Origin of the sequence: Kribbella solani (assembly GCF_014205295.1) — a bacterium.
Lineage (GTDB): Bacteria > Actinomycetota > Actinomycetes > Propionibacteriales > Kribbellaceae > Kribbella > Kribbella solani.
Map to the genome: position 1 here is coordinate 2,283,290 of NZ_JACHNF010000001.1, position 25,800 is coordinate 2,309,089.

Sequence of the window (25,800 nt, forward strand, 5' to 3'; positions counted from 1 at the left end):
GATCGATGAATCCCGCTTCGCACACGGTAGATGACCGGTACGGCACTGACCAGACCCCGCGATCAGCCGTCGGCGAACCGATGAGCGGAATCCGGCCCACGCTGCGACACTGTGGCCGTGCATATCGCGATCGAGGTTGTCGCCCTGGTCGCCGTGGTCGCGGCAGGTGCCGCGCTCGCGCGGCGGATCGGGATCTCGGCACCTTTGCTACTCGTGGTGATCGGCGTCGCCGTCTCGTACCTGCCGTTCATCCCGCGAATCCACCTCAGCCCCGAGGTGGTACTGGTCGGGTTCCTGCCACCGCTGCTCTACTCGGCCGCGATCAAGACCAGCCTGGTCGACTTCGCCAAGCACCGGCGTTCGATCGGGCTGCTGTCGGTCGGGCTGGTCGCGTTCACCGCGCTCGGGGTCGGCGTCGTCACCTGGTGGTTGCTGGGCCGGGTCGCGGAGTCGATCGGCCAGGAGCCGCTCCCGTTCTGGGCCGCGTTCGCGATCGGCGCGGTGGTCGCGCCGCCGGACGCCGTCGCCGCGACCGCGATCGCCAAACGGGTCGGGCTCCCCCGCCGGGTCGTGACGATTCTGGAAGGCGAAAGCCTGCTGAACGACGCGACGGCGCTGGTCTGTCTGCGTACGGCGGTAGGGGCCGCACTTGTCGCACCGACCGTGCTGCACGTCGGCCTGGACTTCCTGCGCGCGGCTGGAGGTGGCGTACTGATCGGCATCGTGGTGACCTTCGTGCTGGCCAAGATCCGCCGCCGCTTCACCGACCCGGTACTGGACACCACGCTCAGCCTGACCGCGCCCTTCGTCGCGTACATCGCGGCGGAGAACCACTACGTCCACGCATCCGGCGTACTCGCGGTCGTCGTCACCGGTCTGCTGCTCGGGCACAAGGCGCCGATCATCCAGTCGGCCAAATCCAGGATGTCGGAGCGGACCAACTGGCGTACGTTCCAGTTCTTGCTGGAGAACACGGTCTTCCTGCTGATCGGACTGCAGACCCGGTGGATTCTCGACGACCTGTCCGCGAGTCCGCTGCCGACCTGGCTGATCGCCGTCACGACGATCGCGGTGTTCCTCGCGGTGGTGTTGCTGCGGCCGATCTGGGTGATCCCGACAACGTTCCTGTCCCGCCGGTTCCTCGGACCGTCGCGGCCCGGGCCGGTGAAGTTCCCGGCGCTGATCGTCGTCTCATGGGCGGGGATGCGCGGCGTGGTCACGCTGGCCGCGGTTTTCACCCTGCCGGAGAACACCCCGCATCGCGAGGTGCTCGTCTTCATCGCGCTCGCCGTCACCGCCGGCACGCTGCTGGTCCAGGGCTCCACACTCCCCTGGCTGGTCCGGCGGCTGCGACTGCCCGGGCCGGACCCGGCCGAAGACGCGTTGCAGGAGGCAGCCGTACTGCAAGGTGCGCACCGGGCCGCGATCGAGCGGCTCGCCGAGGTCAGTACCGCGGACGATCCACCCGCGGTTCTCGACGTACTGCGGCAGCGTGGTGAAGCGCGAGCGCAGGCCGCGTGGGAACGACTCGGGCGGCCGGAGAGCGAGTACGAAACACCGAGTGAGGCGTACCGGCGGTTGCGGGTCGCGATGCTCGAGGCGGAGCGCGCACACATCCTGAAGGTACGCGACGCCGGCCTGGTCGCGGACGAAGTACTGCAGCGGGCGCAGAACGCACTCGACATCGAGGAATCGATCCTGGACCGGGACGAGGACGACGACGTCGGCGGCCGCTCCGAGAACCTGCGGCCGAAGGTACCGCCGGGCGGAGCGTGCCGGCACCTCGAGGAGGCACCGCTCGTGGTCACGCCGAACACGCCGGACGGTTGCGAGGAGTGCCTGGCAATCGGTCACGGCTGGGTGCATCTACGGTTGTGTCTCGGCTGCGGCCACGTCGGATGCTGCGACTCGTCGGAGCTGAAGCACGCGAGCAAGCACCACGACCAGACCAAGCACCCGGTGATGCGCAGCTTCGAACCGGGCGAAACCTGGCGCTGGTGCTTCGTCGACGAGAAGCTCGGCTAGTGTCCGGCTCAGGACACGAGGGAGCACTTGAGATGGCGGATTGTCTGTTCTGCTCGATCATCGCCGGTACGACGCCGGCGCAGATCGTCCTGGACACACCCGAGGTGGTGGGCTTCCTGGACGTACGGCCGGTGTTCAAGGGGCACACGCTGATCGTGCCGCGGACCCATGTGGACACGTTGGTCGAGTTGCGCGATGAGCTGATCGTTCCGCTGTTCGGGGCGGCGCGGTCGGTCGCGGCCGCGGTCCGTACGGCGTTCGACGCGCAGGGGTCGTTCGTCGCGGTGAACAACGTCGTGTCGCAGTCGGTCCCGCATCTTCACGTGCACGTCGTGCCGCGTACGAAGGGCGACGGGCTGCGCGGGTTCTTTTGGCCGCGTACCAAGTACGCCGACGCGACCGAGGCCGGGGAGTACGCGGGGAAGTTGCGCGCGGCGCTGGATGGATGCTCCTATGGATGGTCAAGGGGTTTGTGGTTTGGTGAGGACGTAGTAGATCTCGCGTGCGATGAGGCGTTTGAGGCATCGGATGATGTCTTTCTTGGACAGTCCGTTGGTTGTGCGGCGTTCGAGGTAGGCGCGGGTGCGTGGGTCCCAGCGGAGTCGGCTGATGACGATGGTGTAGAGGGCTGAGTTGGCTTGGCGATCGCCGCCGCGGTTGAGTCGGTGGCGGTGGGTCTGGCCGGATGATGCGGGGATGGGGGCGACTCCGCAGAGCATCGCGAAGGCGCCTTCGGAGTGGATGCGTTCTGGGTTTTGTCCGATGGTGACCAGGAGTTGGCCGGCGACATCGGGGCCGACGCCGTTGAGGGTGAGCAGTTCGGGGTTGATCGTGTTGATGAGTTCGGTGATGAGTTGATCGAGCTCGGCGATCTCGTGCTGGGCTGCGAGGTGACGGCGGGCCAGGGAGCGTAGCGCGGTTTTGACGGCGTGTTGTGGGATCGCGATCTGATTAGGGTCGGGTCGCAGGTTGTGGCAGGTGTCGATCAGGCGCGGGTTGGTGAGGCCGCGTAGTTGCTGGCGCAGGTCGTGTGGTGCGGTGACGATCAGGGCCTTGATTCTGCGCAGGCAGTCAGCGCGCTGGCTGACGGCGCTGTTGCGGGCGATGCGCAGGTTCCGTAGTGCCTCGACCTGCCCGTCACGGTTCTTGGGGATGCCGGTGCGTACTTTGCCCAAAGCGGCTCGGGCGGCTGCTTCGGCGTCGATCGGGTCGGACTTGCCTGCTGTCCGGCGGGTTTTACGACTGGGCCGGTCGATCTCGACCACGGTCACACCCTGCCCGGTCAGGTAGCCGGTCAGGCCCGACCCGTAAGCGCCGGTGCCCTCGACACCGATCAGAACGACCGGCCCGAACGAGCCCAGCCAGGCCAGCAAAGCCGCATAGCCGGCACCAGTGGCGGGAAAGGTCTGGTGACCGAGCATCCGGCCCGTCTGGTCGATCGCAGCCGCCGTATGGGTATCGCGGTGAGTGTCGACACCACCGGTGATCTCGGCCTGGGACACGGCATCTGGCTGTGCGATGGTAGACATCGCCGTCCTTCCATTCGACACGGTCAGGGCGGCACGCACCAGCCGAGCGACGGACAAAACAGTGATGGGTGCCTGCTGGCACAGGCTCCTATGAAGTCACGAGTTCTCGCCGAGTGAGTGCAAGCGAACCCCGCAGCAGGTCGACCGACAGATCCCGTTCAAGACCCGAAGTCAGTTAGGGGCCGAGTCAGGACGACCACTGCGGGGTCCACGCCTACATCCTCACTGTTAGGTGCTGCGCTCGTACTCGACTTGGGGAAGCAGGTTGTTGTCGCCGAAGTCGCGGATTTGGGTGGCGCCGGTCTCGGTGAAGCCGCATTTCAGGTAGAACCTGCGGGATTGTGGGGTGTCGCGGAGGGTCCAGAGATGGACCTGCTCGTAGCCACTCGCTTTGAGCTGCCGCAGGGTCGCGTGCATGAGCGCGGCCGACACTCCGGAGCCCCAGCCGTTCGGGTGGGTGTAGAAGCTGTAGATCTCGGCCAGGCCGGTGCGGCTCTCCGAAGGCACTGACCAGGACATCGCGAGCGGCCGGTCGTCGAGCGACCCGAGCATGATGATCCCTTCCCCCGCGGCGATCCGCGGATGCCATCGGGTCCGCCGATCCGCGATCCCTTCCTGCGCGAAGTCCGCCGGGAAGCGCGGCGCGTACGCGGCCGCCCAAGAGGCGGCATGCACCTCCCCCACCGCTTCCCCGTCAGCAGTGGTCGCGACGCGCGCGGCAAAGCCGGTGGGTGCAATCGGATCGCTCGAACCGCCAGATGTGGCACTGGTTGGGTTGTCAGGGGATGGGGCGGTCAAGGCGGGCCTCCAGTGTGGTTTGGGCCCGTTGGACGGCAGTGCGGACCGAAGGGTCTGGGTCGTCTGTCAGCGTCCGGATCGCGGCGGCGTGTTCGTATTCGCCGGCGGCGCCGATCGCTCGTACCGCGGCGGCGCGGACTCGGGGCAGGTCGTGAGTGAGCATCGGGAGCAACGCATCCACGAGTTGCCCCAGCTCGCGCTGGGCGGTGATCTTCGCGACATGCTCACGTACGCGCCAGGCTGGATCGTTCGCCGCGAGCAGCAACGTGTCGACCACGTCGTCGCGCCACACGTACAGGAAGACGCGCGCCGCCCACACCCGGATCCAGTAGTAGTTGACCGGATCAACCGGCGTCTTCCACCCGCCGGGATTGTCCGATCCCGTCAGGGCGACCAACCGCGGAAGCGCAACCCCGTACGCGTCCTCTCCGGAAACGTCGCCCCGGAGGAACGCCACCGCCCAATCCACCACGGTGTCCTCGCCGTACGCGGCACAAGCTGCCCGCACAACCTCCCGAGGTGATTCTCTGTCCGATCCCACACCCCCACCCAACCACCACCCACCGACACTTCTGTCAGCGCCGGGGGTAGTGGAGTGTCAGCGGGCCCAGGTCGCCAGGTAGTCGTAGCCGTCTTGGCCTGGGGACTCCCAGCGGACGTGAACGGTGTCGCCTGGGGTGAGGGAGCGGAATCCTTCGGCTTCGATGACGGAGAAGTGGGTCCAGCAGCCGCCGGGAGTGCTGGGGCAGTCGATGACGCCCCAGCCCTCGTCGTCGTACCAGACCCGGACGACGCCGTCGTCCTCGCCGGTGCGGTGGTCCATCAGCCCGCGATCAGCGACCGCAGGACGTACTGCAGGATGCCGCCGTTGCGGTAGTAGTCGGCCTCACCTGGGGTGTCGATGCGGACCACCGCGTCGAACTCCTGCACCGCTCCGTCAGGCGCGGTCGCCTTGACGTGGACGGTGCGCGGGATCGAGCCGTCGTTCAGCTCGGTCACGCCGGTGATGTCGAACGTCTCCTCGCCGGTCAGCCCGAGCGACTCCGCGGTCTCGCCGTCCGGGTACTGCAGCGGCAGCACACCCATACCGATCAGGTTCGACCGGTGGATTCGCTCGAAGGACTCGGTGATGACGGCCCGCGCGCCGAGCAGTGCCGTGCCCTTCGCGGCCCAGTCACGCGACGAGCCGGAGCCGTACTCCTTGCCGGCCAGGATCACCAGCGGCGTCCCGGCGGCGGCGTACGCCTGGGCCGCGTCGTAGATCGTGGTCACCGGCGCGTCGGCCTGGGTGAAGTCGCGGGTGAAACCACCCTCGGTCCCCGGCGCGATCTGGTTCCGGAGCCGGATGTTCGCGAACGTACCGCGGATCATCACCTCGTGGTTGCCGCGGCGCGAACCGTACGAGTTGAAGTCCTTGCGCGCGACGCCGTGGTCAGCCAGGTACGTACCCGCCGGGCTGTCCGCCTTGATCGAGCCGGCCGGCGAGATGTGGTCGGTGGTGACCGAGTCGCCGAGCTTGGCCAGCACCCGCGCGCCGGCGATGTCGGTGACCGGCACCGGCTCCTTCGCCATGCCGTCGAAGTACGGTGGCTTGCGTACGTACGTCGACTCGCTGTCCCACGCGAACGTCTTGCCCTCCGGCGTCGGCAGCGACTGCCAGCGCTCGTCACCGGCGAACACGTCGGCGTAGTCCTTCGCGAACATCTCCTTGTTGATCGAGGTGGCGATCGTCGCCTCGACCTCGTCGGCGCTCGGCCAGATGTCCTTCAGGAAGATGTCGTTCCCGTCCTGGTCCTGACCCAGGGCGTCGGTCTCGAAGTCGAAGTCCATCGTCCCGGCCAGCGCGTACGCGATCACCAGCGGCGGCGAGGCGAGGTAGTTCATCTTCACGTCCGGGTTGATCCGGCCCTCGAAGTTACGGTTGCCGGACAGCACCGAGACGACGGCCAGGTCGGCCTCCTGCACACCGGCCGAGATCGGCTCGGGCAGCGGGCCGGAGTTGCCGATACAGGTCGTGCAGCCGTAACCGACCAGGTGGAAGCCGAGCTTCTCCAGGTACGGCGTGACGCCGGCCTTCTCGTAGTAGTCGGTGACGACCTTCGAACCCGGCGCCAGCGACGTCTTCACCCACGGCTTCGAGGCCAGGCCCTTGTCCACCGCGTTCTTCGCGAGCAGCGCGGCGGCGAGCATGACCGACGGGTTCGAGGTGTTGGTGCAGGAGGTGATGCTGGCGATCACGACATGGCCGTGGTCGAGCTCGAGCTCCTGGCCGTTCAGCGAGACCGTGGTCTTCTTCGAGCGGCGGTCCGCGACGCCCGTGACCTCGTGCGGGTTGTCGTCCACGCTGCCGTGACCGTTCGGCGCGTCGCTGGCCGGGAAGCTCCCGGTCTCCGACGGGTCGACGTTCTTCTCCTCTTCCGCGTAGTCCGGCAGGACGGCGCGGAAGGACTCCTTGGCCTTGCTCAGCTCGATCCGGTCCTGCGGCCGCTTCGGGCCGGCGATCGACGGAACGACGGTCGAAAGGTCCAGCTCCAGGTACTCGGAGTAGCGCGGCTCGACGGACGGGTTGTGCCAGAGGCCCTGCTCCTTGGCATACGCCTCGACCAGCGCGACGTCGTCGTCCGAGCGGCCGGTCAGCCGCAGGTAGTCGAGCGTGACGTCGTCGATCGGGAAGATCGCGCAGGTGGAGCCGAACTCCGGGCTCATGTTGCCGATCGTCGCGCGGTTCGCCAGCGGCACCGCGGCGACGCCGTCACCGTAGAACTCGACGAACTTGCCGACCACGCCGTGCTGGCGCAGCATCTGGGTGATCGTCAGCACCACGTCGGTCGCGGTCGCGCCGGCCGGCACCGCGCCGGTCAGCTTGAAGCCGACGACCTTCGGGATCAGCATCGACACCGGCTGGCCGAGCATCGCGGCCTCGGCCTCGATCCCGCCGACACCCCAGCCGAGCACGCCCAGGCCGTTCACCATCGTGGTGTGGCTGTCGGTGCCGACGCAGGTGTCCGGGTACGCCTGGCCGTTGCGGACCATCACCGTCCGGGCCAGGTGCTCGATGTTCACCTGGTGCACGATGCCGGTGCCGGGCGGGACGACCTTGAACTCGTCGAACGCGGTCTGGCCCCAGCGGAGGAACTGGTACCGCTCGCGGTTCCGCCCGTACTCGAACTCGACGTTGCGCTCGAAGGCGTCCGGCGTGCCGAACACGTCGATGATGACCGAGTGGTCGATCACCAGCTCGGCCGGCGCCAGCGGGTTGATCTTGGTCGGGTCGCCGCCGAGCTCACCGACCGCCTCGCGCATCGTGGCCAGGTCGACGACGCACGGCACGCCGGTGAAGTCCTGCATGATCACCCGCGCCGGGGTGAACTGGATCTCGGTGTCCGGGGCCGCGTTCTGGTCCCAGTTGCCGAGCTTGCCGATGTGCTCGGCGGTGATGTTCGCGCCGTCCTCGGTGCGCAGCAGGTTCTCCAGCAGGATCTTCAGCGAGTACGGCAGTGTGTCCGCACCCTCGATGCCCGCCAACCTGAAGATCTCGTACGACTGCCCGTTGACCTCGAGTGCACCTTTGGCACCGAAGCTGTCGACGCTCGCCATCAACCCGCTCCTCTGTCAGTCCTTGTTCGCCCGGTCCGTGTCGGCTCAGGCCCATCCTGCCGAGCGTGCCTGCCGGCCCGGAGGTCAGGTTCCCCTAACCTCCGGCCGCAAAACTCTCTCGACATCAAGATACACGACATCGAGCCACCCTCGGCAGGCGTTATGAAACCTGTGGACAAACCTCGGCCGCGATCAGATCCAGGTGATCCAGGTCGTGCAGGTCCATGATCTGCACGTACTGCCGGTCCGATCCCGCCGCCGCGAACCGCCCGAGCCGATCCACCACCTCAGCCGGCGTACCCGCGATGCCGTTCGCCTTCAGCTCTTCGACGTCCCGGCCGATCGCCTCGGCACGCTGCTTCACCTGCGCGTCGTCCTTACCGACCACGACCGTGTGCGCGGTGGACAAAGCCAGTGTCTTCGGGTCGCGGCCGATCGCCGCGCAGGCCGCCCGTACCCGCTCGAACAGGGTCTGGGATTCCTCGACGCTACGGAAACCCGCGTTGAACTCGGCCGCGTACTGGGCCGCCAGCGCCGGCGTACGCTTCTTGCCCGCGCCGCCGATGATGATCGGCGGATTCTGCTGCACCGGCTTCGGCAGCGCCGGCGAGTCGGAGATCTGGTAGTGCTTGCCCGCGAAGTCGTACTTCTCCCCCACCGGCGTGTCCCAGAGGCCGGTGATCAGCTCGAGCTGCTCGGTGAGAAGGTCGAAACGGCCCGGCGTGTCCGGGAAGTCCAGTCCGTACGCCTTGTGCTCCGCCTCGTACCAGCCCGCGCCGAGACCGAGCTCCGCGCGGCCGCCGCTCATCTGGTCGACCTGCGCGACCGAGATCGCGAGCACACCCGGGTGCCGGAACGTTGCCGAACTGACCAGGGTGCCGAGCTTGATCCGTTGCGTCTCCCGGGCCAGACCGGCAAGCGTGATCCAGGAGTCGGTCGGGCCCGGCAGTCCGTCATTCGGACCCATTACCAGGTAGTGGTCCGACCGGAAGAACGCGTCGAAGCCGTTCTCCTCGGTCTTCTTGGCCACGGCGAGCAGGTCGTCGTACGTGGCGCCTTGCTGGGGTTCGGTGAAGATCCTGAGAAGCATGACCGCAACGCTATCTCGCGCTCGTGTACAGCTTCTCCAGATACGACGGCTGCCACTCGGGACCACGGTCGTACAAGCGGCGTACCAGACCGTTGACATCCAGGCGCGGCTCGATCGGGTTGTCCCACCAGTCCGGCACCTGGTCGTACCAGCGATCCACCCGCAGCGTACGGCCGGCCGCGTCGATCCGGGCGAACAACCAGCCGCCCTGCTCGCTTTGCGACTCGGTCAGCCACAGGTCACCGAGCAGCCCACTGAGCTTGTCCGCCGCGAACTCCGGGTCGTCGATCTCTGGCGGCTCCAGATCGAACCGGTACGAAGGCGCGCGCGGATCCAGCACCTGCACCTGAATCGTGAACCCCGAAGGCACCACCGCCGTCCGCGCCCGGCACCAGTCATGCAACGCCCGCATCGCCGCCGACTCCTCCGGCCGCGGCCGAGGCCGCTCAGCCTCCGCCCGCATCGCCTCCTCCAACGAGCCCGCGAGCGGCACAACCCTCGGCCCATCCCCGCCGACGAGGCCCAGCCCCGGAATCGACATCCCGCCAAGACCGACAGCAGCCGCGACCGCACTCATCCCCGCGGCCGCATCCACCCCATCCCGAACCTCCGCCGAATCGGCCGCATACACACGACCAGACTCCGCGGGCGCGCGATCATCCGACCCGACCGCCGGCTCCGGGGTGTCCGACGCGGCGGCGGGGTCGTCTGTGAGCGAGGGCTCCGGCTCGGCCGTGAGCTCCGGGTCCGGGTTGGGGGCGGGTTCTGGCGGCGGGATGTGGCTCGGGTCGGGGTGCGGGTCAGGCCAGGGCTCACGATCCGGCTCGGGACCTGGCTGAGGCTCAGGCTCCGGCAGCGGACTCGGTGCAGGCTCCGGCTCGGGCTGCGGCTCCGGCTCGGGTTCCGGCCACGGGTCGGGGTGTGGCTCGGGTTGAGGTTCGGGTTCTGGGCGCGGTTCGGGTTCTGGGCCTGGCTCGGGGAACGGGCGCGGCTCGGGCTCCGGGAACGGATGTGGCTCCGGGCGTGGGTCCGGATCTGGGAACGGGTGCGGCTCGGGGCTTGGTTCCGGGTCCGGGAACGGGTGGGGCTCCGGGCGCGGGTCCGGGGCCGGGTACGGGTCTGGACCTGGGACGGGGCCTGGGGTTGGGCCTGGGATCGGGCTGGGGGTGGGTAGCGGGTTGGGGGTTGGTTGTGGCCAGGGGTCGGATTGGGGCGACAGGGTGGGTTGAGGGTGAGGCTCTGCTTGAGATTTAGCTTCGGGGTAGGTGTTCGTGGGCTCGTACCGGCTGGACGTGGGCTCGTACCGGCTGGATGTGAGGGCGTCGGGTGCCTGGTACGGCTCGGGGTCGTCGATGACGGCGGGGATTTCGGCGGTCAGGTCGTCGGTGAGTTCGTCGACAGCCTCGCCCGTGGGGGCAGCAGTTTCCGTGGTCAGATCCGCATCCGCGTACGCACCGCTGAGCGCCGACGCGGACTCCGGGTACATATCCGCGGACGCCGCCTCAGTTCCGTACACGTCAGCGTGCGGCGCGGCAGCCGGGTACGAGCCGGGCGGTGGCGCAGCCGTGTACGAGTCGGCGGGTGGCGCTGGCGTGTACGAGTCTGTGGGCGACGCGGGCGGGTACGCGTCGGCGGGTGTGTACGGGTCCGGGGGCGGCGCGAAGGGGGACGGGCCCGTGAAGGACTGGGGCTCGTTGTCTTCGGTTGGGGTGTCTAGGACCGCGGCGATCTCGGCGGTGGGGGCGTCGTCGTCTTCGAGGGACGCGGCGGATGACTGCGGAGGGGTGGCGGGGTCCGACGAGGCGGCGGGGTGTGGCGAGGCGGCGGGCGAGTCCCCCGACGCGAAAGGGCTGGGCGGGGCGGACGGGTTGTGCGAGGCGGCGGTGCTCGGTGAAGTGGGGAGGTTGGGCGAGGCCGAGAGGCTCGGTGGGGTGGGGAGGTTGGGCGAGGCCGAGAGGCTCGGTGGGGTGGGGAGGTTGGGCGAGGCCGAGAGGCTCGGTGGGGTGGGGAGGTTGGGCGAGGCGGAGAGGCTCGGTGGGGTGGGGAGGTTGGGTGGGGTGGTCAGGGGCTGGGTGCGGCTGTTGGGGTCTTCTACCCATTCGCCGTTGATCCAGGCTGGGCCGGTCCAGTCGGCTTCGCGGGGCGAGGGGTAGGGCGCGCCGGGGAGATCGGTGGGCGTGCGGTGCCTGTCTCCAACGGCGGCGGAGGGTGCGGCGGCCGGGGCTGCGGCTGGGGCGGCGGAGGCTGGAGTGGCGAAGGGTGGAGTGGCGAAGGGTGAGGCGGTTGGGGCGGCGGTAGCTGCGGGTTCGGGTGGGAAGGGGTTGTATTCGCTGGTCGGGGGTTGGTCGGACCAGGCTGGGTGTTCGGCGGTTTCCCAGTCTTGTTCGTCGGACGGGAGGGGGGTGGCGGGGGCAGTGGGGGTGTCGGCGAAGAGGCTGTTGTAGAAGTCTTCGCCTTCGTAGCGGCCGCCGCCTACGCGTGGGGGTTCCGCCGATGGGAGGTCCGGGTTGTACGGCGGGTGGGCCGTCGGGAGGCCGTTTCCGGAGAGATTTTCCGGCAGGTAGGTGCCGGGCGCGGGGGGCGGCGTGTACCCACCGGGACGACCCCCAGAGGTCTCACCCGGCTGCCCGAACCGCCCAACGTCACCCGCCTGCCCAAATCCCGCGGCATCACCCGGCTGGCCGAAGTCGGCGGTGGGGGATGGTTGGGTGGAGGTGGTTATGGGTTGGCCGGTGAACGGGCTGATTCCTGGGGGGACGACGTATGACTCCTCGTCCTGGGTTGGCCAGTTCGGGTCGGGTGCTCCAGTCACGTTTGGTTCAACGACTGAGACCTCGGCCGTGTCAGGGTCGGGCGGGAAATTTTCCTGGATCGCAAAGTTTCGGGTGAAATCGGCAGCGGCGGTGACCCCGGCCGGTACGTCGGGCTGGACGGGTGAGCGGGGATCGATCCCGAACGGCGCGAAGAACGCAGCTAGCGATTCCGGGCTGATACCGGTGGTGCGGGCGGTCTGGATCAGCGAAACACCGTACGGGCGCAACTCGTCCAGCCCGCCCAAGTAGTCGGCCCATTCGGCGACCCACTCGATCATTTCCTCGGCGGTGGCCTCGTCGGAGGTGATCCACTGGCCGATCGGCGCGAAGCCGTCCTCGGCTGCGTCCCACGGGTCGCCGGGGTACGAAGCGCGCGCCCACGTCCCGTTGAAGGCGCCGTACACGAAGCCGAGCTCGCCCGCGTCCTGCCGGCGCCGAACCTCCGGCTGCCCGATCCAGTCCGGTGAGCCGGCCAGCAGGTCGGAGCCCGCGGTGCGGCTGTGCTGGGTGTGGAATCCCCACAGCACGGCCCGCCCGTCGCCCAGGCGGCTCATCCGGAGCACGGACGCGGTCTCGTCCTGGTGGTGGTACCCGTCGGCGTCGGCGTACCAGCGCCGGTCGAAGCCCGTGGCATGGGCGACCGCGGACAGAGCGGTCCAGCGGGCCCGCAACTCCTCCGGGTCGTCCAAATCAACGAGCGGCATCAGGTCTCCAGCGCATTGGAATCCAGCCCCAGACGCTACCCGAGGCCTCCCTGACGCACCAGTTAACTGTCCACAGGTGAACTGTCCACCGGCTCGAGGATGGCGACGCATTCGATGTGGTGGGTCATGCCGAACAGGTCGAAAGCGCGCAGGGACGCGATCCCGTACCCGAGTCGGCCGAACGTCTTCAGGTCACGCGCCAGCGCCGCCGGGTCGCATGCCACGTACGCGATCCGCCGTGGGCTCAGCGCGGCGATCCGGCGTACGACGTCCTTCCCCGCGCCAGTACGCGGCGGGTCCAGTACGACCAGGTCCACATGCTCCAGTCCATGACCAGCAGCAGTGTTCAGTACGCGGTCGACGTCGCCGTTTTCGAGGGTGACGCCGTCCAGGTCGTGCAGGTTGCGCCGAGCGTTCCGGACCGCGTCCTTGTCCCCCTCGATCGCCAGCACCGGGCAGCCGGCCTCTGCCAGGAACGCCGCGAACAGTCCGACCCCGCAGTACAGGTCCAGTGCGGTCTCCCCCGCCACTGGCTCCAGACCGCTCAGTACGGCGTCCACCAGCGTCTCCGGTGCAGCCGGATGCACCTGCCAGAACCCGCCGGCCTCCACCAGGAACCGCCGCTCCCGTACTACCTCCACCAGACGCTCACCAGCTTCCTGGTCGGTCTGTATCGCTGTCTTCCCCTCCGACGACACAACAGCCTGAACAGACGACACACCGGGCCACTGCGTGCTCAGTACGTCCGGAGTCCCCGGGTGGGCGATCAGACACCGGTCGATCGGTACCAGATCGTGCGACCGGTGCGCGTACATGCCGGGCCGACCGTCCACCACCGCGTACCGCATCCGGGTACGCCAGCCGAGACCGTCGTCACCAGGCGACTCCATGACGATGGTCCGCTCGATCCCACCGATCCGCCGCAACGTGTCCGACACCACAGTGGCCTTCAACCGGCGCTGCTCGACGATGTTGGCGTGCTGGAAGTCGCAGCCACCACAGAGACCCGGTCCGGCGTACGGGCACGGTGGATCGATCCGCTGGGGCGACGGCGTCAGCACCTGAACCGCATCAGCTCGCAGGTACTTGGCGGTCTGCTCAGTGATCCGCGCGTGCACCAGCTCCCCCGGCAGCGCATGCCGGACGAACACCACCTGTCCCTCGTGCCGGGCGACACAGTGTCCCCCGTGCGCTACTGGTCCTACTTCCAGCTCAACAACCGTCCCAACCAGACTCTCGTCGTGGCTGTCGCCGTTGCTGACCCCGTTGTCGCCTGTCACCGATCTCCTGTCGACTTGCGGGCGCCACGCCGTACCTGGCCGGCCACCCGTTCCACCCGGTCCTGCCGCTCCTCGGCCCCCTGCGACGAGAGCAGTTGGTAAGGAACGGACGTAACCATCACACCAGGTGTGAACAAGAGCCGCCCCTTGAGCCGTAGTGCGCTCTGGTTGTGCAGCAGGTGCTCCCACCAGTGCCCGACCACGTACTCAGGGATGTAGACCATCACCACATCCCGCGGCGACTGCCTGCGGATGTCCCGGACGTACTGCAGGATCGGCCGGGTGATCTCCCGGTACGGCGACGCGAGCCGCTTCAACGGGATCGGGATGTTCCGGGCGTCCCAGTCCGCCTGGAGCGCGTCGGCCTCGTCCCGATCGACGTCGACGGTGACTGCCTCCAGCGTGGACGGGCGGGCCGCCTTGGCGAAGGCCAGTGCCCGCAGTGTCGGGCGGTGCAGCTTCGACACCAGCACGATCGAGTGCACCCGCGACGGCAGCATCAGCGGCTCGTCGCCTTCCGCCGACATCTGCTTGCGTACGGTCTCGTAGTGCCGGCGGATGCCCTTCATCAGCAGGAACAGTGCCGCCATGGCGATGATCGCGATGTACGCGCCGTGGGTGAACTTGGTCAGCAGCACGATCACCAGCACGACCGACGTCATCGTCAGGCCGACGGTGTTGATCACCCGCGAGCGGTACATGTGCCGTCGTTTGGCGCCGTCGGTTTCGGTCTTCAGATGCCGCGTCCAGTGCCGGATCATGCCGAACTGGCTGAGCGTGAAGCTGACGAACACACCGACGATGTACAGCTGGATCAGCTTGGTCACCTGGGCGTCGAACGCGATGGTCAGCGCGGCCGCGCAGAGCGCCAGCAGGACGATGCCGTTGCTGTACGCGAGCCGGTCGCCCCGCGTGTGCAACTGACGCGGCAGGAAACCGTCGCGGGCCAGGATCGAGGCGAGGACCGGGAAACCGTTGAAGGCGGTGTTCGCGGCCAGAACCAGGATCAGCATGGTCGCGCCGATCACCACGTAGAAGGCCGGCTGGAAGTTCGAGAACACCGCGTCGCCGATCTGGCCGATCACGGTCTTCTGGGTGTAGCCCGTGCCGACCGGTTGGCCGTTCAGGTACAGCTGGGTCGCGGGGTTCTCGGCGTACCGGAGTTTCATCTTGCCGGCCAGGAACAGGATGCTCATCAGCATCGTGACCGCGATCGTGCCGAGCAGCAGCAGCGTGGTCGCGGCGTTCCGGCTCTTCGGTTTGCGGAAGGCGGGTACGCCGTTGCTGATCGCCTCGACGCCGGTCAGCGCCGCGCAGCCGGACGAGAACGCCCGGGCCAGCAGGAAGACCGCGGCCAGCCCGGTGAACAGCTCGTGGCCAGGCTCGGCCCGGACCTCGAAGTTGGCGCTCTCCGCCAGCGGCAGATTGCCGGCCGCGAGCCGGACCAGGCCCCAGATCGCCATCCCGATGATCGAGAACATGAAGATGTAGGTGGGGACCGCGAAGATCCCACCCGATTCGCGGACGCCGCGCAGGTTCATCGCGGTCAGCAGCAGTACCAGACCGACCGCGAGTGGAACCTCATGCCCTTCCAGGAACGGCAGCGCCGATTTCGCGTTCTGCACGCCGGACGAGATCGACACCGCCACGGTCAGCACGTAGTCGACCATCAGCGCGCTCGCCACGGTCAGCCCGGCGGTCGGGCCGATGTTGACGGTCGCGACCTCGTAGTCACCCCCACCCGACGGGTACGCGTGCACGTTCTGCCGGTACGACGCCACCACCACGAGCATCACGAACGCGACCAGCAGGCCGATCTTCCACGAGTAGCTGTACGCCGCCAGCCCGGCGATCGACAGCGTCAGGAAGACCTCGTCCGGCGCGTACGCGACCGACGACAGCGCGTCACTGGCAAAAACCGGCAGGGCGATGCGCTTCGGCAGCAGCGTCTCACCCAACTGGGTGCTACGTAGTTTGCGACCGAGCAGCAGTCGTTTGCCGATATCGCCTAGAGCGGGAGTCACACCGTGATGTTAGAGGCACCCCGGTCCGGTGTAGCGTCTATCCCTGCCGAACGAGACAGCAGCCCTTCCGGGCGAGGAGTGATCACGGAGTGCACGTCGTCATCATGGGCTGCGGCCGCGTCGGTTCGACGCTCGCCCGCGGTCTGGAGAAGCGGGGCCACACGGTCGCGATCATCGACCAGGCGGCCGACGCGTTCCGCCGGCTGAGCCCGAACTTCACCGGCCGGACCATCGTCGGGATGGGCTTCGACCGGGAGGTACTGATCGAGGCCGGGATCGAGGACGCCGAGGCGTTCGCCGCGGTCTCCAACGGCGACAACTCGAACATCCTGGCCGCCCGGGTGGCGCGGGAGACGTTCGGGATCGGCAACGTGGTGGCCCGGATCTACGACCCGGGCCGCGCCGAGGTGTACCAGCGGCTCGGCATCCCCACCGTCGGCACGGTCCGCTGGACCGTAGACCAGATGATGCGCCGGCTGTTGCCCGAGGGTTCCGAGCCGGAGTGGCGCGATCCGTCCGGCACCGTCCGGCTGGCCGAGGTGCACGTCCACGCGGAGTGGATCGGCCGGGTCGCCCTGGACATCGAGAAGGCCACCGGTGCCCGGGTCGCGTTCCTGACCCGGCTCGGCGAGGGCGTCCTGCCCCGGGCCGACACGGTCATCCAGGAGGGTGACCTGGTCCATGTCGTGATGCTGGAGCGGGACGCCGCCGCGATCGAGTCCCAGCTCGGCACGAAGCCTGAGGAGCTGTGATGCGGGTAGCTATCGCCGGGGCCGGACAGGTCGGCCGGTCGATCGCCAGCGAACTGCTGGACAACGGCCACGAGGTGCTGCTGATCGACAAGGACCCCCGCGCGATCAAGGCCGAGTCCGTGCCGCGGGCCGAGTGGCTGCTGGCTGACGCGTGCGAACTGTCCTCCCTGGAGGAGGCCGCGCTGCAGCGCTGCCAGGTGGCGATCGCCAGCACCGGCGACGACAAGGTCAACCTGGTCGTCTCGCTGCTCGCGAAAACCGAGTTCGGCGTACCCAGAACCGTTGCGCGAGTCAACCATCCGCGGAACGAGTGGATGTTCAACGAGGCGTGGGGCGTCGACGTGTCGGTGTCCACGCCGCGGATCATGTCCGCGCTGGTGGAAGAAGCGGTCTCGGTCGGCGACCTGGTCCGCCTGTTCACCTTCCGTCAGGGCGACGCGAACCTGGTCGAGCTCACCCTCCCCGAGGACTCCCCGATGATCGGCCGCCGCGTCGGCGACGTCGACTGGCCGCTGGACACCGCCCTGGTCGTCATCCTCCGCGAAGGCCGAGTGCTCCGGCCCGACCCGGAAGGCACCCTCGAGCTGAACGACGAGCTCCTCTTCGTAGCCGCCGACGAAACCGAAGAACAACTCGAAGACATGCTCTCCCCCCACCACCGGAAGTAGCCTGCCTGCTCGGATGCAGGGTTGCCCCCTGGAAATTCGAGGGGGCAACCCTGTGCTTGCGGGGATGCCCTGTCAAAGGGAGGGTTCGGCGGCTTACTTCTTGGGGCGGAGGAGGTGGGTGATGGCGTCGCGGGTTTCGGACCATTTTTCGGCGGGCATCGAGCCGCGGAGGACGGTGTACGCGCACCAGATGGCCAGGGCGTAGAACGGGAGGCCGAGGCCGATCTTGGCGATGCCCAGGGCGTTCAGGCTGCCGGTGAAGTACAGCGGGACCTGGACGATCAGGCGGATCGCGAACAGGCCGACGAAGACCATCGTGGCGCGGGAGAAGCCCTTGAGCAGGGCGGGGTCGCGGCGCCAGGCGGTGCCGGTCTGGGTGATCACGCCGTACAGGACGCCGAACAGCGGCCAGCGGAACAGTACGGTCAGCAGGTACAACGCGCCGTACCCGAGGTTCGTCAGCAGGCCGGGGACGTAGAAGTCCTTAGCGTTACCGGTCCGGTTGGCGACGAAGGCCGAGATCAGTACGCCGATGAAACCGCCGAACACGTTCCGCAGCGGCTGTTTGCGGACCAGCCGCACTACCGCGATCAGTGCCGCGATGCCGACCGCGATGAGCAGTGCCTGCTGCAGTTTGTGGTCGGTGGCGGCATACGCGACCAGGAACGCGATCCAGGGCAGCCCGATGTCGAGCAGCGCACCCCAGCCACCGAGCGCCTGGAAGAAGTCCTTGTCCGAACTCGGCGCCGGCTTCGCGGGCTCCGCCGCGGCGGGCTCCTCGGCGGCGGGCTGCCCAGCGGCCAGTTGCGTCGCGGCGGCCTCGACCTCGGGCTGGAGGATCTCGACCAGTTTCTCCTGCAGGTCGTCCTCGACCTGGTCCCGGCGGGACGTCGGCTCAGCCATTCGCGGCCTGCGGACGCAGCTCGTAGCGCGGGTTGAACATCACCCGGTCGCCGTCGACGACGCCGATCCGGCCGGAGGCGATCAGGTCGGAGCCGGCGTGGATGCCGCCGATCTTCCGCCGGCCGAGCCAGACCAGCTTGACCGTGCCGGTGCCGTCGTACAACTCGCCCTCCAAGGCCGGTACGCCGCCGCGTGGGCTGAACGTGATGGTCCGGAGGGTGCCGTACAAGGTGACCACCTCACGGTCGTGGCATCCGGTGATGGACCGCGCGCCACAGTCCTGCGCGAAGTCCTGCAGGACCTCCGCGTCCTGCTGATCGCGGTCCCCGGCGAGCCCTCGGAAGGCGCGCTTCCAGAGCCCCGCGGGTTTGCTGCTGCCCATGATGTCGAGTGTAGTCCGCTCAGACCTGTTCCTCGTCCGGGTTCGGCTCCGCGCCCGGCGGCAGCCGCAGCGGCAGCGATTCCCGGACCGCCATCGGCTCGTCACCGCGGACGACGACGGTGTTGCGCAGGGTCGCCTCCATCGGCTCGGCGGCGTCCGGCTCGACCGCGGCGCGGCCCAGCACGGTACCGCGGAGCAGCCAGCGCGGGCCGTCCACGCCGATCACCCGGGAGGTCTGGCTGAAGATCTGGCCTTCGGGGTCCTCGACCGGCACGACCAGCACCAGCTCGGTACCGAACGGGCCGTCGGTCTCGGTCGCGGTGCCGCCCATCCGGCTGGCCTCGGCCGCGATCTCCTGGCGGACCTCGTCCCAGATGCCGCTCTTCTTCGGCGCGGCGAACGCGCGCAGCTCGAGCGCGGAGTCCTCGAGCATCAGCAGCACGGCCTGCACCACGCCGCTCTGCTCGTCGACCTGCAGGCCCAGCTCCATCCCCGGCATCCCGGTGACGACGAGCGCGCCGAGGTCGATCCGGTCGTCCGCCTCCAGCACCTCCGCGTCGACCTCGGTCACGTCGAACGGACCCTCGGCACGGGGCTCCACCGCCTCGTCCGGACCGCCTTCGGTCTCCAGATCGGCGTCTTCGTTCCTGCCCTTGCGGCGGAAGATCACAGCTGTTGCCTACTTCCTAGATGTTTGTACGGCCGCCGTAGTTTCGCAGCCCCGCCAGGTCAACGGATGTACCTGCTCAGCGTGTCACATCGCCGAAACCACCGGTCGAGCCGTGTCCCCCGTCACCACGCGCGGAACCGGGCAGCGTGGTCACCTCGACGAACCGTGCCTTCGCCACCTCCTGGATGACGAGCTGGGCGATCCGGTCGCCGCGGCGAACCGTCACTTCGGCGTGCGGGTCCAGGTTGATCAGGCAGACCTTGATCTCGCCGCGGTACCCGGCGTCGACGGTACCGGGCGCGTTCACGATCGAGACACCGTGCTTCGCGGCCAGTCCGGAGCGCGGGTGTACGAAGGCCGCGTACCCGTCCTGCAGAGCGATCGCGATCCCGGTCCCGACCAGGCCGCGTTCACCCGGCTTCAGGGTCAGGTCGGTGGCCGCCACCAGGTCCGCGCCGGCGTCGCCGGGATGCGCGTACGCCGGGATCGGCAGGTCGGGGTCGATGCGCTGGATCAGTACCTCGGTCACGAGAGGTGACCCTATCGAGGCCGATCGGCCGGCGACGTGCCAGGCTGGTGCCGTGGGTACGTATCGCGAGAGTCTCCGGGTCCCGGTGTCGTGGTGGGTCATCGCCGCCGCGACCGTGATCACGCTGTTCGTCATCACCGCGGTCCCGGCCGGCAAGGTCGCCGGCCTGGTCGTCGGTGGCCTGTCGGCGGCGCTGCTGGTGCTGCTGTTCCTCCGGTACGGGGGCGCGCGCGTGGAGGTCGACGCCGACCGGCTGCGGGCCGGTCGCGCCGAGATCGACCGGTCGTACCTGGGTGCCGTCGAGGCGCTCACCGGCGACGCCGCGCGGCAGGCGTTCGGCCGCGACTGCGACCCGAAGGCGTACCTGGTGCTGCGCAGCTATCTGCCCGGCGCGGTCCGGGTGCAGATCACCGATCCGGGCGACCCGGCGCCGTACTGGCTGATCGCCACGCGCCACCCGGACCGCTTGGCTGCGGCGCTGGACGGGCACGGCGTGGGAAGATCCTGACTGTCAGGGAGTCGCAGGAGGAGGGTTTGCGGTGGTCGGAGCGAAGATCGGCTGGAAGCTGGTACAGGCCGCGTTCACGGTGGCGGTCGGTCTGGCGGCGAGCAAGGCCGTGAGCACGGCCTGGAAACTCGGTTCCGGCGGGAAGCCGCCGAAGGACGGCCAGGGCGAGTACCTGGAGGTCGTCACCTGGGCCGCCGCGAGCGCGGCCGCCGCGGCCGCCGCGAAGCTGTTCGCGGAACGCCGCGCCGCCGCGTACTACCTGAGGTCGACCGGTCACGCCCCGCCCGGCTACGTCCAGGACGCGACGGCGGGCCTGATCCGGGGCACCGACACCGGTCTGGTCAAGAAGGAAGACTGAAACGTTCGTCAGCGGGGCCGTCCCACCGAGGTGGGCCGGTCCCGCTGACGTTCTGACGAAGTAGGGCGCTCGGTCAGGCGGCGCAGTCGCGGCAGATCAGCTGCCCGTTCTTCGTTTCGGCGAGCTGGCTGCGGTGGTGTACCAGGAAGCAGCTCGAACAGGTGAACTCGTCGGCCTGGCGCGGGAGCACCCGGACCGCCAGCTCCTCGTGACTCAGGTCGGCGCCGGGCAGCTCGAAGCTCTCCGCGGCCTCGGCCTCGTCCTCGTCGACCTTGCCGGAGTTCTTGTCGTGACGACGAGTCTTCAGCTCCTCGATCGACTCTTCGGAAGCGTCCTCGTCTGTCTTGCGCGGGGCGTCGTAATCAGTCGCCATGGTGTTTCCCTGCCCTCTTCGTACCCGTGGTGTTGCCTGCTGAGCCCTGAACGGGTGGAGCGGCCGAGAAATTCCGCGTCGGCGCACCGCGCTGAATCTTCGTCCCCCGAAACCCTTGACAGCCAGGCCAGGATCGGCAATCACCGTTCCCGAGGACGGGATTGTGCCCTATTACGCTCCGCAATGCACGACTGGGTCCACGCTCTGACCCGCGTGTCGCGACAAATGTCAGCACCGAACACAGAAATGCTCATTAGTGCGCGCTACTGCGCAGAAACGAGCACTCAGGAGATTCTAAGCGCGCAACGGGCTTGCACCGGCCAGCAGATCGTGGAACGGAGCGAAGAGGGCCGGGGTGGCCGCGATCGACATCTCCGGTGACACCGGTGCCCCGTTCAGCCCGCCGACGGCCGCGCCGGCCTCGGCCGCGATCAGCGCGCCGGCGCCGTAGTCCCACGGGTTCAGGCCGCGCTCGTAGACCACGTCCAGCCGGCCGCAGGCGACGTAACAGAGGTCGATCGCGCCGACGCCGATCCGGCGGATGTCCCGGACCTTGGTGATCAGCTGCTGCACCACCTCGGCCTGGACCTGGCGGCGCGCCGGGTCGTACCCGAAGCCGGTGCCGACCAGTGCCTTCGCCAGCTCGGTCTCGCCGGACACCCGGATCGGCTTGCCGTCCGCGAAGGCGCCACCACCCTTCGTCGCGGTGAACACCTCCCCCTTGGGCGCGTCCACGACCACCCCGGCGACGGTCTCGCCGTCCACCTCCACCGCGATCGAGACGGCGTACGTCGGGATGTCGTACAGGTAGTTGACCGTCCCGTCGATCGGATCGACCACCCAGCGCACGCCGCTCGTACCGTTCACGTCGTCGCCCTCTTCGCCGAGGAACGAGTCGTCCGGCCGGGCCGCCAGTACCCGGGCCCGGATCAGCTCCTCGGACTCCCGGTCGACGGCGGTCACGACGTCGGTGACGGTGCTCTTGGTGTCGGCGACGGTGATCTGGCCGCGACGACGCTCGACGATCAGCCGCGCCGCCTCCTCCGCCACGTCAACAGCCAGCTTCAGCAACTCATCGGGGGAACTCATACAGATTCCTTAACTGGCGTCGGTCGGCGGAGGGGTGGGCAGCAGTCGTGGCGGCAGTCGTCCCAGGCCGCGCCGAGCTTGCCGACGCAGGGCCGGGCCGGCTGCTCGCCACGCTCGGCGGCGGCCCGCTCGACGACCAGGTCGCGGAGCATGGTGACGAACTTCTCGTCCGTCCCCGGCGTCGCGGCCCGCGCCATCGGCAGCCCGAGCTTCTCGGCGGTCTTCGCGGCCTCGGTGTCGAGGTCGTAGATGACCTCCATGTGGTCGCTGACGAACCCGATCGGCACCACCGCCACCCCCGGTACGCCGTCGGCGGCGAGCGCTTCCAGGTGGTCGTTCACGTCCGGCTCGAGCCACGGCACCTGCGGCGGACCGGACCGCGAGCAGTACACCAGATCCGTCCGCCTGGTCTGCCCGGTCCGGCGCTCCAGCTCCGCGGTGATCTCCGCGGCGACATCAAGATGCCAGTCCAGGTACCCGTTGCCGTCCGGTCCGCTGGTCGCGTTCATCGCGGTCGGGATGGAGTGCGTCACGTACGCGATCGCCGATCCGGCCGGCAGCTTGCTCAGCGCCGCCGCGGTGGACTCGACGAACGACCCGACGAAGCCGGGGTGGTTCGCGTAGTGCCGGAGCTTGTCGATCCGCGGCGCGTCCGGCACCTCCCGCGCGGCGTCCTCGAGGTTCTCCCGGTACTGCCGGCAGCCCGAGTACGACGGGTACGCCGACGTGACGATCACCACTGCCCGGCGGACACCGTCGGCGGCCATCTCGCGCATCGTGTCGGTCAGGTACGGCGCCCAGTTGCGGTTGCCCCAGTAGATCGGCAGCGCCAGGCCCAGCTCGTCGAACGACGCCCGCAGCGCGGTGAGCAGCGCCCGGTTCTGGTCGTTGATCGGGCTCTTGCCGCCGAACGAGTAGTAGTGTTCGCCGACCTCCTTCAACCGCTCGTCCGGGATGCCCCGGCCGCGGGTCACGTTCTGCAGGAACGGCAGCACGTCCTCGGGCTTCTCGGGTCCGCCGAAGGAGAGCAGCAGGACCGCGTCGTACGGAGCGGTGTCGATCGGGGTGGGGGCAAGCGACATATTCCAAGCTTCTCAGACGTCGATGCCCTAAGCTCTTCCCGGTCTCTCATGCTCAAGCCCTACGCACATCTGCTCCGCCGTCCCGGTGCCGGAGCCTTCGTCACCGCCGGGGTACTCGGGCGTATGCCGATCTCGATGATCGGTCTCGGCATCGTCATCCTGATCGCCAAGGAGAGCGGCTCGTACGGGCTGGCCGGCGCGGTCTCCGGAGTGGCTGTCATCGCCGGCGCACTGACCGGACCGGTGCAGGGCCGTCTGGTCGACCGGTTCGGTCAGCGGATGCTGATCCTGGTCGGCGCGGTCACCTGCACTGTCGGACTGGCCGGTCTGCTGATCGCTGTCCGGAGCGATTCACCCACCTGGCTGCTGTACGTGCTGTCCTTCATCACTGGTGGCACTCGCCCGCAGGTCGGTTCGTTCGTACGCGCTCGCTGGACGCACTTGCTCGGTAGGGGTCGTGCGCTCCAGACAGCGTTCGCGCTCGAGGCAGTCGGTGATGAGGTCGTCTTCATCGTCGGTCCGGTTCTGGTGACCATGCTGGCAACACAGTGGAGTCCGTACGCCGCACTGATCAGCGCCGGCGTGCTGGGCCTGGCTGGTGGCATCTGGTTGGCGTCACTTCGCGCTACGGACCCACCTGGTCGTGGCAAGTCCGCGGACGGCACACAGCCGCCACTCCCCTGGCTGTCGATCCTGCTGCTCAGTCTGATCGGTCTGGGCCTTGGTGCGACGCTCGGTGGCACAGAGGTCATCACGGTGGCGTTTGCAACCGAGAAGGGACAAGAGGGGCTTGCGGGCGTCGTACTGGCCATCTGGGCGTTCGGCAGCCTGTTGGCCGGCCTCTGGTACGGGTCGGTGCGCTGGCGGGCTCCAGTCGAACGCAGGCTGCTGATCGGTACGATCGCGCTCGCCATCACGCTGGCACCACTCCCCTGGGTCAACAGCGTGTGGATGCTCGGCGCGGTGCTGTTCTGCTGCGGCATGACGATCGCACCGACGAGTGTCGCGGTCACCGCATGTGTAGAAGAGTGGGTACCACCGGAGCGGCTGACCGAGGCGATCACCTGGACCGTCACCGGAATCCTCCTCGGCGTCGCACCAGGCAACGCGGCTGCCGGACACGCGGTGGACCTCTGGGGACCCTCCAACGCGTACTGGGTACCGGTCGGCGTCGGCATCGCATGCGCCATCGTCGCCGCCTTCGCAACCGCCTTCGCCCGCCCCAAGGAACACTTCGCGCACAACTAGGCTTGTATCTCCGGTTACGGGAGATGTGAGGCTGTGCACATGGACCACTCGATCGGCGCGGTCGCACGGCTCGCGGGCGTTTCGGTGAAGGCCGTGCGGCACTACTCCGATCTCGGGTTGCTGCCGTACACCCGGACACCCGCCGGCCACCGCCGCTACGACGACGCGGCCGTTGCCCGGCTGCGGCTGATCCGGACGTTGCGTGCGCTGGACGTCGACCTACCGACCATCCGCGCGGTGCTGCACGACGAACGCTCCCTCGCGGAGGTCGCGGCCACCCATGCGGAGGCGCTGGCGATCCAGATCCGTACACTGCAGCGGCAGCACGCCCTGCTCAAGGTCCTCGCCAACCACCCGGAGGACAGGGAACTCATGGACGAACTCACTGACCAGACAGAGCAGCGTGCCTTGGTCGCGGACTTCTTGCGTACGACACTCGGCGACACCGATCCGGCCGTCCAGCAGAACCTCACACCCGTACTGCCCGACGACCCCACGCCAGAGCAGTTCGAGGCCTGGATGGAGCTGACCGCGCTGATGGCCGACGAAGACTTCCGAGCATCGGTACGGCGGATCGTAGTGGGCTACCACGCTCTCGCCGGTGACGACCCACTACGAGCTGACCCGGAGCTGCGTGGCCGATTGATCGAGTTGTGGCGTGCGGAGGGCGGGTCGCGCTGGCTGCGCTACGTGGAGTTGGTTGCCGTGGTCAACGGCTGGGTGGCGCCGTCACGGGTTGCGGGGTAGCGGGGCGTTCCAGCCGCGGCGGATCGCGAGCAGCCGGATGCCGAAGCAGGCGAGTGCCGCGGCGATCGGTACCCACGACGCGTGGTACCCGAGTGCCGCCGCGACGACCACGATGCCGGCGCCGAGTAGCGCTGGTGTGGCATAGATCTCGGAGCGCAGTACTACCGGTACGCGGCCGCTGAGGACGTCACGGAGTACACCGCCGCCGATGCCGGAGAGGACGCCGAGCAACGCGGCCGAGATCGGCGAGAGGCCGAAGTCGATCGCCTTCAGCGCGCCGGTCACGCAGAACAGCGCGAGGCCGGCCGCGTCGAACAGGTTCACCAGCCGCTCCAGCCGGCCGATCCCCGGATGCAGGAAGAACGTCAGCAGCCCCGCGACGATCGGGACCACCAGATAACGCCAGTCCCGGAGCGCGGCCGGCGGGGTCTGCCCGATCAGGACGTCGCGGATGAAGCCACCGCCGAGCCCGGTGACCAGCGCCAGCACCTGGATCCCGAACACGTCGAGCTTCTTCCGTACGCCGACCAGCGCGCCGGTGATCCCGAACACGAAGATCCCGATCAGGTCGAGTACATGCAGCACAGCCGATCCGTCCACAGCCGCACGCTAAACCACGAGCGCCGAGTGG

Annotated in this window: 26 protein-coding genes and 1 pseudogene; 10 read left to right on the forward strand and 17 right to left on the reverse strand. The window is 68.5% G+C overall.

From position 1 onward, the window contains the following. The first annotated feature begins 117 nt into the window (after positions 1-117). On the forward strand, positions 118-2,025 hold the full coding sequence (locus HDA44_RS10230) for a Na+/H+ antiporter (protein ID WP_184833251.1): 1,908 nt from the start codon (positions 118-120) through the stop codon (positions 2,023-2,025). A 32-nt stretch (positions 2,026-2,057) separates the two neighbouring features. Then, a pseudogene (locus HDA44_RS10235) lies at positions 2,058-2,360 on the forward strand (HIT family protein); the annotation flags it as partial. Positions 2,361-2,486: 126 nt separating this feature from the next. Here HDA44_RS10235 and HDA44_RS36680 read toward each other — a convergent pair. From HDA44_RS36680 to HDA44_RS10265, 7 genes are all read right to left on the reverse strand, one after another. Continuing rightward, on the reverse strand, positions 2,487-3,593 hold the full coding sequence (locus tag HDA44_RS36680) for an IS110 family RNA-guided transposase (RefSeq protein ID WP_475584080.1): 1,107 nt from the start codon (positions 3,591-3,593) through the stop codon (positions 2,487-2,489). A 189-nt stretch (positions 3,594-3,782) separates the two neighbouring features. After that, positions 3,783-4,229 (reverse strand): GNAT family N-acetyltransferase, encoded by a 447-nt coding sequence (locus HDA44_RS37965; RefSeq protein WP_337905810.1) that lies wholly within the window; start codon positions 4,227-4,229, stop codon positions 3,783-3,785. A 103-nt stretch (positions 4,230-4,332) separates the two neighbouring features. Beyond that, entirely contained in the window at positions 4,333-4,821 is a 489-nt protein-coding gene (locus HDA44_RS10245; RefSeq protein WP_337905811.1) for a HEAT repeat domain-containing protein, read from the reverse strand. 129 nt (positions 4,822-4,950) lie between these two features. Next, complete coding sequence (locus HDA44_RS10250) at positions 4,951-5,175, reverse strand: cold-shock protein (protein WP_184833265.1); 225 nt, start codon at positions 5,173-5,175, stop codon at positions 4,951-4,953. Further along, a complete protein-coding gene (acnA, locus tag HDA44_RS10255) occupies positions 5,175-7,949 on the reverse strand; it encodes an aconitate hydratase AcnA (RefSeq protein ID WP_184833267.1) in 2,775 nt (924 codons plus the stop codon). Before acnA ends, HDA44_RS10250 begins: the two co-directional genes overlap by 1 nt. A gap of 160 nt (positions 7,950-8,109) precedes the next feature. Further along, the gene (locus HDA44_RS10260; protein WP_184833269.1) at positions 8,110-9,039 is read right to left on the reverse strand and encodes an LLM class F420-dependent oxidoreductase; all 930 of its coding nucleotides are present in this window, start codon (positions 9,037-9,039) and stop codon (positions 8,110-8,112) included. Between the two features lie 10 nt (positions 9,040-9,049). Beyond that, entirely contained in the window at positions 9,050-9,670 is a 621-nt protein-coding gene (locus tag HDA44_RS10265; protein WP_184833271.1) for a hypothetical protein, read from the reverse strand. A gap of 634 nt (positions 9,671-10,304) precedes the next feature. Here HDA44_RS10265 and HDA44_RS10270 point away from each other — a divergent pair. Both HDA44_RS10270 and HDA44_RS10275 read left to right on the forward strand, forming a co-directional pair. Then, positions 10,305-11,192 (forward strand): hypothetical protein, encoded by an 888-nt coding sequence (locus HDA44_RS10270; protein WP_184833273.1) that lies wholly within the window; start codon positions 10,305-10,307, stop codon positions 11,190-11,192. A gap of 732 nt (positions 11,193-11,924) precedes the next feature. Beyond that, positions 11,925-12,101 (forward strand): hypothetical protein, encoded by a 177-nt coding sequence (locus HDA44_RS10275; protein ID WP_184833275.1) that lies wholly within the window; start codon positions 11,925-11,927, stop codon positions 12,099-12,101. A 517-nt stretch (positions 12,102-12,618) separates the two neighbouring features. Here HDA44_RS10275 and HDA44_RS10280 read toward each other — a convergent pair. Then, entirely contained in the window at positions 12,619-13,836 is a 1,218-nt protein-coding gene (locus HDA44_RS10280; protein ID WP_184833277.1) for a class I SAM-dependent RNA methyltransferase, read from the reverse strand. Then, positions 13,833-15,860 carry an amino acid permease gene (locus HDA44_RS10285; protein ID WP_184833278.1) on the reverse strand — a complete coding sequence of 676 codons (2,028 nt, stop codon included), beginning with the start codon at positions 15,858-15,860 and terminating at the stop codon, positions 13,833-13,835. Before HDA44_RS10285 ends, HDA44_RS10280 begins: the two co-directional genes overlap by 4 nt. 89 nt (positions 15,861-15,949) lie before the next feature. Between HDA44_RS10285 and HDA44_RS10290 the strand changes: the two genes are divergently transcribed. Beyond that, on the forward strand, positions 15,950-16,612 hold the full coding sequence (locus HDA44_RS10290) for an NAD-binding protein (RefSeq protein WP_184833279.1): 663 nt from the start codon (positions 15,950-15,952) through the stop codon (positions 16,610-16,612). Continuing rightward, positions 16,612-17,280, forward strand: a complete 669-nt coding sequence (locus tag HDA44_RS10295) for a potassium channel family protein (RefSeq protein WP_184833280.1) — start codon at positions 16,612-16,614, stop codon at positions 17,278-17,280. The genes HDA44_RS10290 and HDA44_RS10295 overlap by 1 nt, the downstream gene beginning before the upstream one ends. A gap of 93 nt (positions 17,281-17,373) precedes the next feature. On the opposite strand, the gene HDA44_RS10300 is transcribed toward HDA44_RS10295, so the two are convergent. The 4 genes from HDA44_RS10300 to dut form a co-directional block, all read right to left on the reverse strand. Then, positions 17,374-18,183, reverse strand: a complete 810-nt coding sequence (locus HDA44_RS10300) for a DUF3159 domain-containing protein (protein ID WP_184833281.1) — start codon at positions 18,181-18,183, stop codon at positions 17,374-17,376. Beyond that, entirely contained in the window at positions 18,176-18,565 is a 390-nt protein-coding gene (locus tag HDA44_RS10305) for an OB-fold nucleic acid binding domain-containing protein (RefSeq protein WP_184833282.1), read from the reverse strand. Before HDA44_RS10305 ends, HDA44_RS10300 begins: the two co-directional genes overlap by 8 nt. Positions 18,566-18,584: 19 nt before the next feature. Beyond that, positions 18,585-19,235: a DUF3710 domain-containing protein gene (locus tag HDA44_RS10310; protein ID WP_184833283.1), complete on the reverse strand. Its 651-nt coding sequence runs from the start codon at positions 19,233-19,235 to the stop codon at positions 18,585-18,587. 76 nt (positions 19,236-19,311) lie between these two features. Continuing rightward, positions 19,312-19,764, reverse strand: a complete 453-nt coding sequence (gene dut, locus HDA44_RS10315; RefSeq protein ID WP_319035970.1) for a dUTP diphosphatase — start codon at positions 19,762-19,764, stop codon at positions 19,312-19,314. Positions 19,765-19,816: 52 nt separating this feature from the next. On the opposite strand from dut, the gene HDA44_RS10320 reads away from it, so the two are divergent. Then, positions 19,817-20,272: a DUF3093 domain-containing protein gene (locus tag HDA44_RS10320; protein WP_184833286.1), complete on the forward strand. Its 456-nt coding sequence runs from the start codon at positions 19,817-19,819 to the stop codon at positions 20,270-20,272. A gap of 31 nt (positions 20,273-20,303) precedes the next feature. Further along, positions 20,304-20,630, forward strand: a complete 327-nt coding sequence (locus HDA44_RS10325; RefSeq protein WP_184833288.1) for a DUF4235 domain-containing protein — start codon at positions 20,304-20,306, stop codon at positions 20,628-20,630. Positions 20,631-20,703: 73 nt separating this feature from the next. On the opposite strand, the gene HDA44_RS10330 is transcribed toward HDA44_RS10325, so the two are convergent. The 3 genes from HDA44_RS10330 to HDA44_RS10340 all read right to left on the reverse strand — a co-directional run bounded on the left by HDA44_RS10330 (position 20,704) and on the right by HDA44_RS10340 (position 23,174). Then, complete coding sequence (locus tag HDA44_RS10330; RefSeq protein WP_130379292.1) at positions 20,704-21,003, reverse strand: DUF4193 domain-containing protein; 300 nt, start codon at positions 21,001-21,003, stop codon at positions 20,704-20,706. Between the two features lie 294 nt (positions 21,004-21,297). Continuing rightward, entirely contained in the window at positions 21,298-22,092 is a 795-nt protein-coding gene (locus tag HDA44_RS10335; protein ID WP_184833289.1) for an inositol monophosphatase family protein, read from the reverse strand. Continuing rightward, a complete protein-coding gene (locus HDA44_RS10340) occupies positions 22,089-23,174 on the reverse strand; it encodes a ferrochelatase (protein ID WP_184833290.1) in 1,086 nt (361 codons plus the stop codon). Before HDA44_RS10340 ends, HDA44_RS10335 begins: the two co-directional genes overlap by 4 nt. 48 nt (positions 23,175-23,222) lie before the next feature. Here HDA44_RS10340 and HDA44_RS10345 point away from each other — a divergent pair, with 48 nt between their 5' ends. After that, positions 23,223-24,422 (forward strand): MFS transporter, encoded by a 1,200-nt coding sequence (locus HDA44_RS10345; protein WP_184833292.1) that lies wholly within the window; start codon positions 23,223-23,225, stop codon positions 24,420-24,422. A gap of 39 nt (positions 24,423-24,461) precedes the next feature. Further along, positions 24,462-25,169, forward strand: coding sequence for a MerR family transcriptional regulator (locus tag HDA44_RS10350; protein ID WP_184833294.1), 708 nt, complete (start codon positions 24,462-24,464; stop codon positions 25,167-25,169). Here HDA44_RS10350 and HDA44_RS10355 read toward each other — a convergent pair. Further along, on the reverse strand, positions 25,152-25,769 hold the full coding sequence (locus tag HDA44_RS10355; RefSeq protein ID WP_337905815.1) for a trimeric intracellular cation channel family protein: 618 nt from the start codon (positions 25,767-25,769) through the stop codon (positions 25,152-25,154). The two genes, HDA44_RS10350 and HDA44_RS10355, sit on opposite strands and share 18 nt — an antisense overlap. Positions 25,770-25,800: the final 31 nt, after the last annotated feature.

Coding starts and splice junctions, on each gene's coding strand:
- HDA44_RS10305 (WP_184833282.1), bottom strand. CDS start 18,565: ATGGGCAGCAGCAAACCCGCGGGGCTCTGGAAGCGCGCCTTCCGAGGG.
- HDA44_RS10350 (WP_184833294.1), top strand. CDS start 24,462: ATGGACCACTCGATCGGCGCGGTCGCACGGCTCGCGGGCGTTTCGGTG.
- HDA44_RS10250 (WP_184833265.1), bottom strand. CDS start 5,175: ATGGACCACCGCACCGGCGAGGACGACGGCGTCGTCCGGGTCTGGTAC.
- HDA44_RS10345 (WP_184833292.1), top strand. CDS start 23,223: ATGCTCAAGCCCTACGCACATCTGCTCCGCCGTCCCGGTGCCGGAGCC.
- HDA44_RS10340 (WP_184833290.1), bottom strand. CDS start 23,174: ATGTCGCTTGCCCCCACCCCGATCGACACCGCTCCGTACGACGCGGTC.
- acnA (WP_184833267.1), bottom strand. CDS start 7,949: ATGGCGAGCGTCGACAGCTTCGGTGCCAAAGGTGCACTCGAGGTCAAC.
- HDA44_RS10260 (WP_184833269.1), bottom strand. CDS start 9,039: ATGCTTCTCAGGATCTTCACCGAACCCCAGCAAGGCGCCACGTACGAC.
- HDA44_RS10295 (WP_184833280.1), top strand. CDS start 16,612: ATGCGGGTAGCTATCGCCGGGGCCGGACAGGTCGGCCGGTCGATCGCC.
- HDA44_RS10300 (WP_184833281.1), bottom strand. CDS start 18,183: ATGGCTGAGCCGACGTCCCGCCGGGACCAGGTCGAGGACGACCTGCAG.
- HDA44_RS10330 (WP_130379292.1), bottom strand. CDS start 21,003: ATGGCGACTGATTACGACGCCCCGCGCAAGACAGACGAGGACGCTTCC.
- HDA44_RS10335 (WP_184833289.1), bottom strand. CDS start 22,092: ATGAGTTCCCCCGATGAGTTGCTGAAGCTGGCTGTTGACGTGGCGGAG.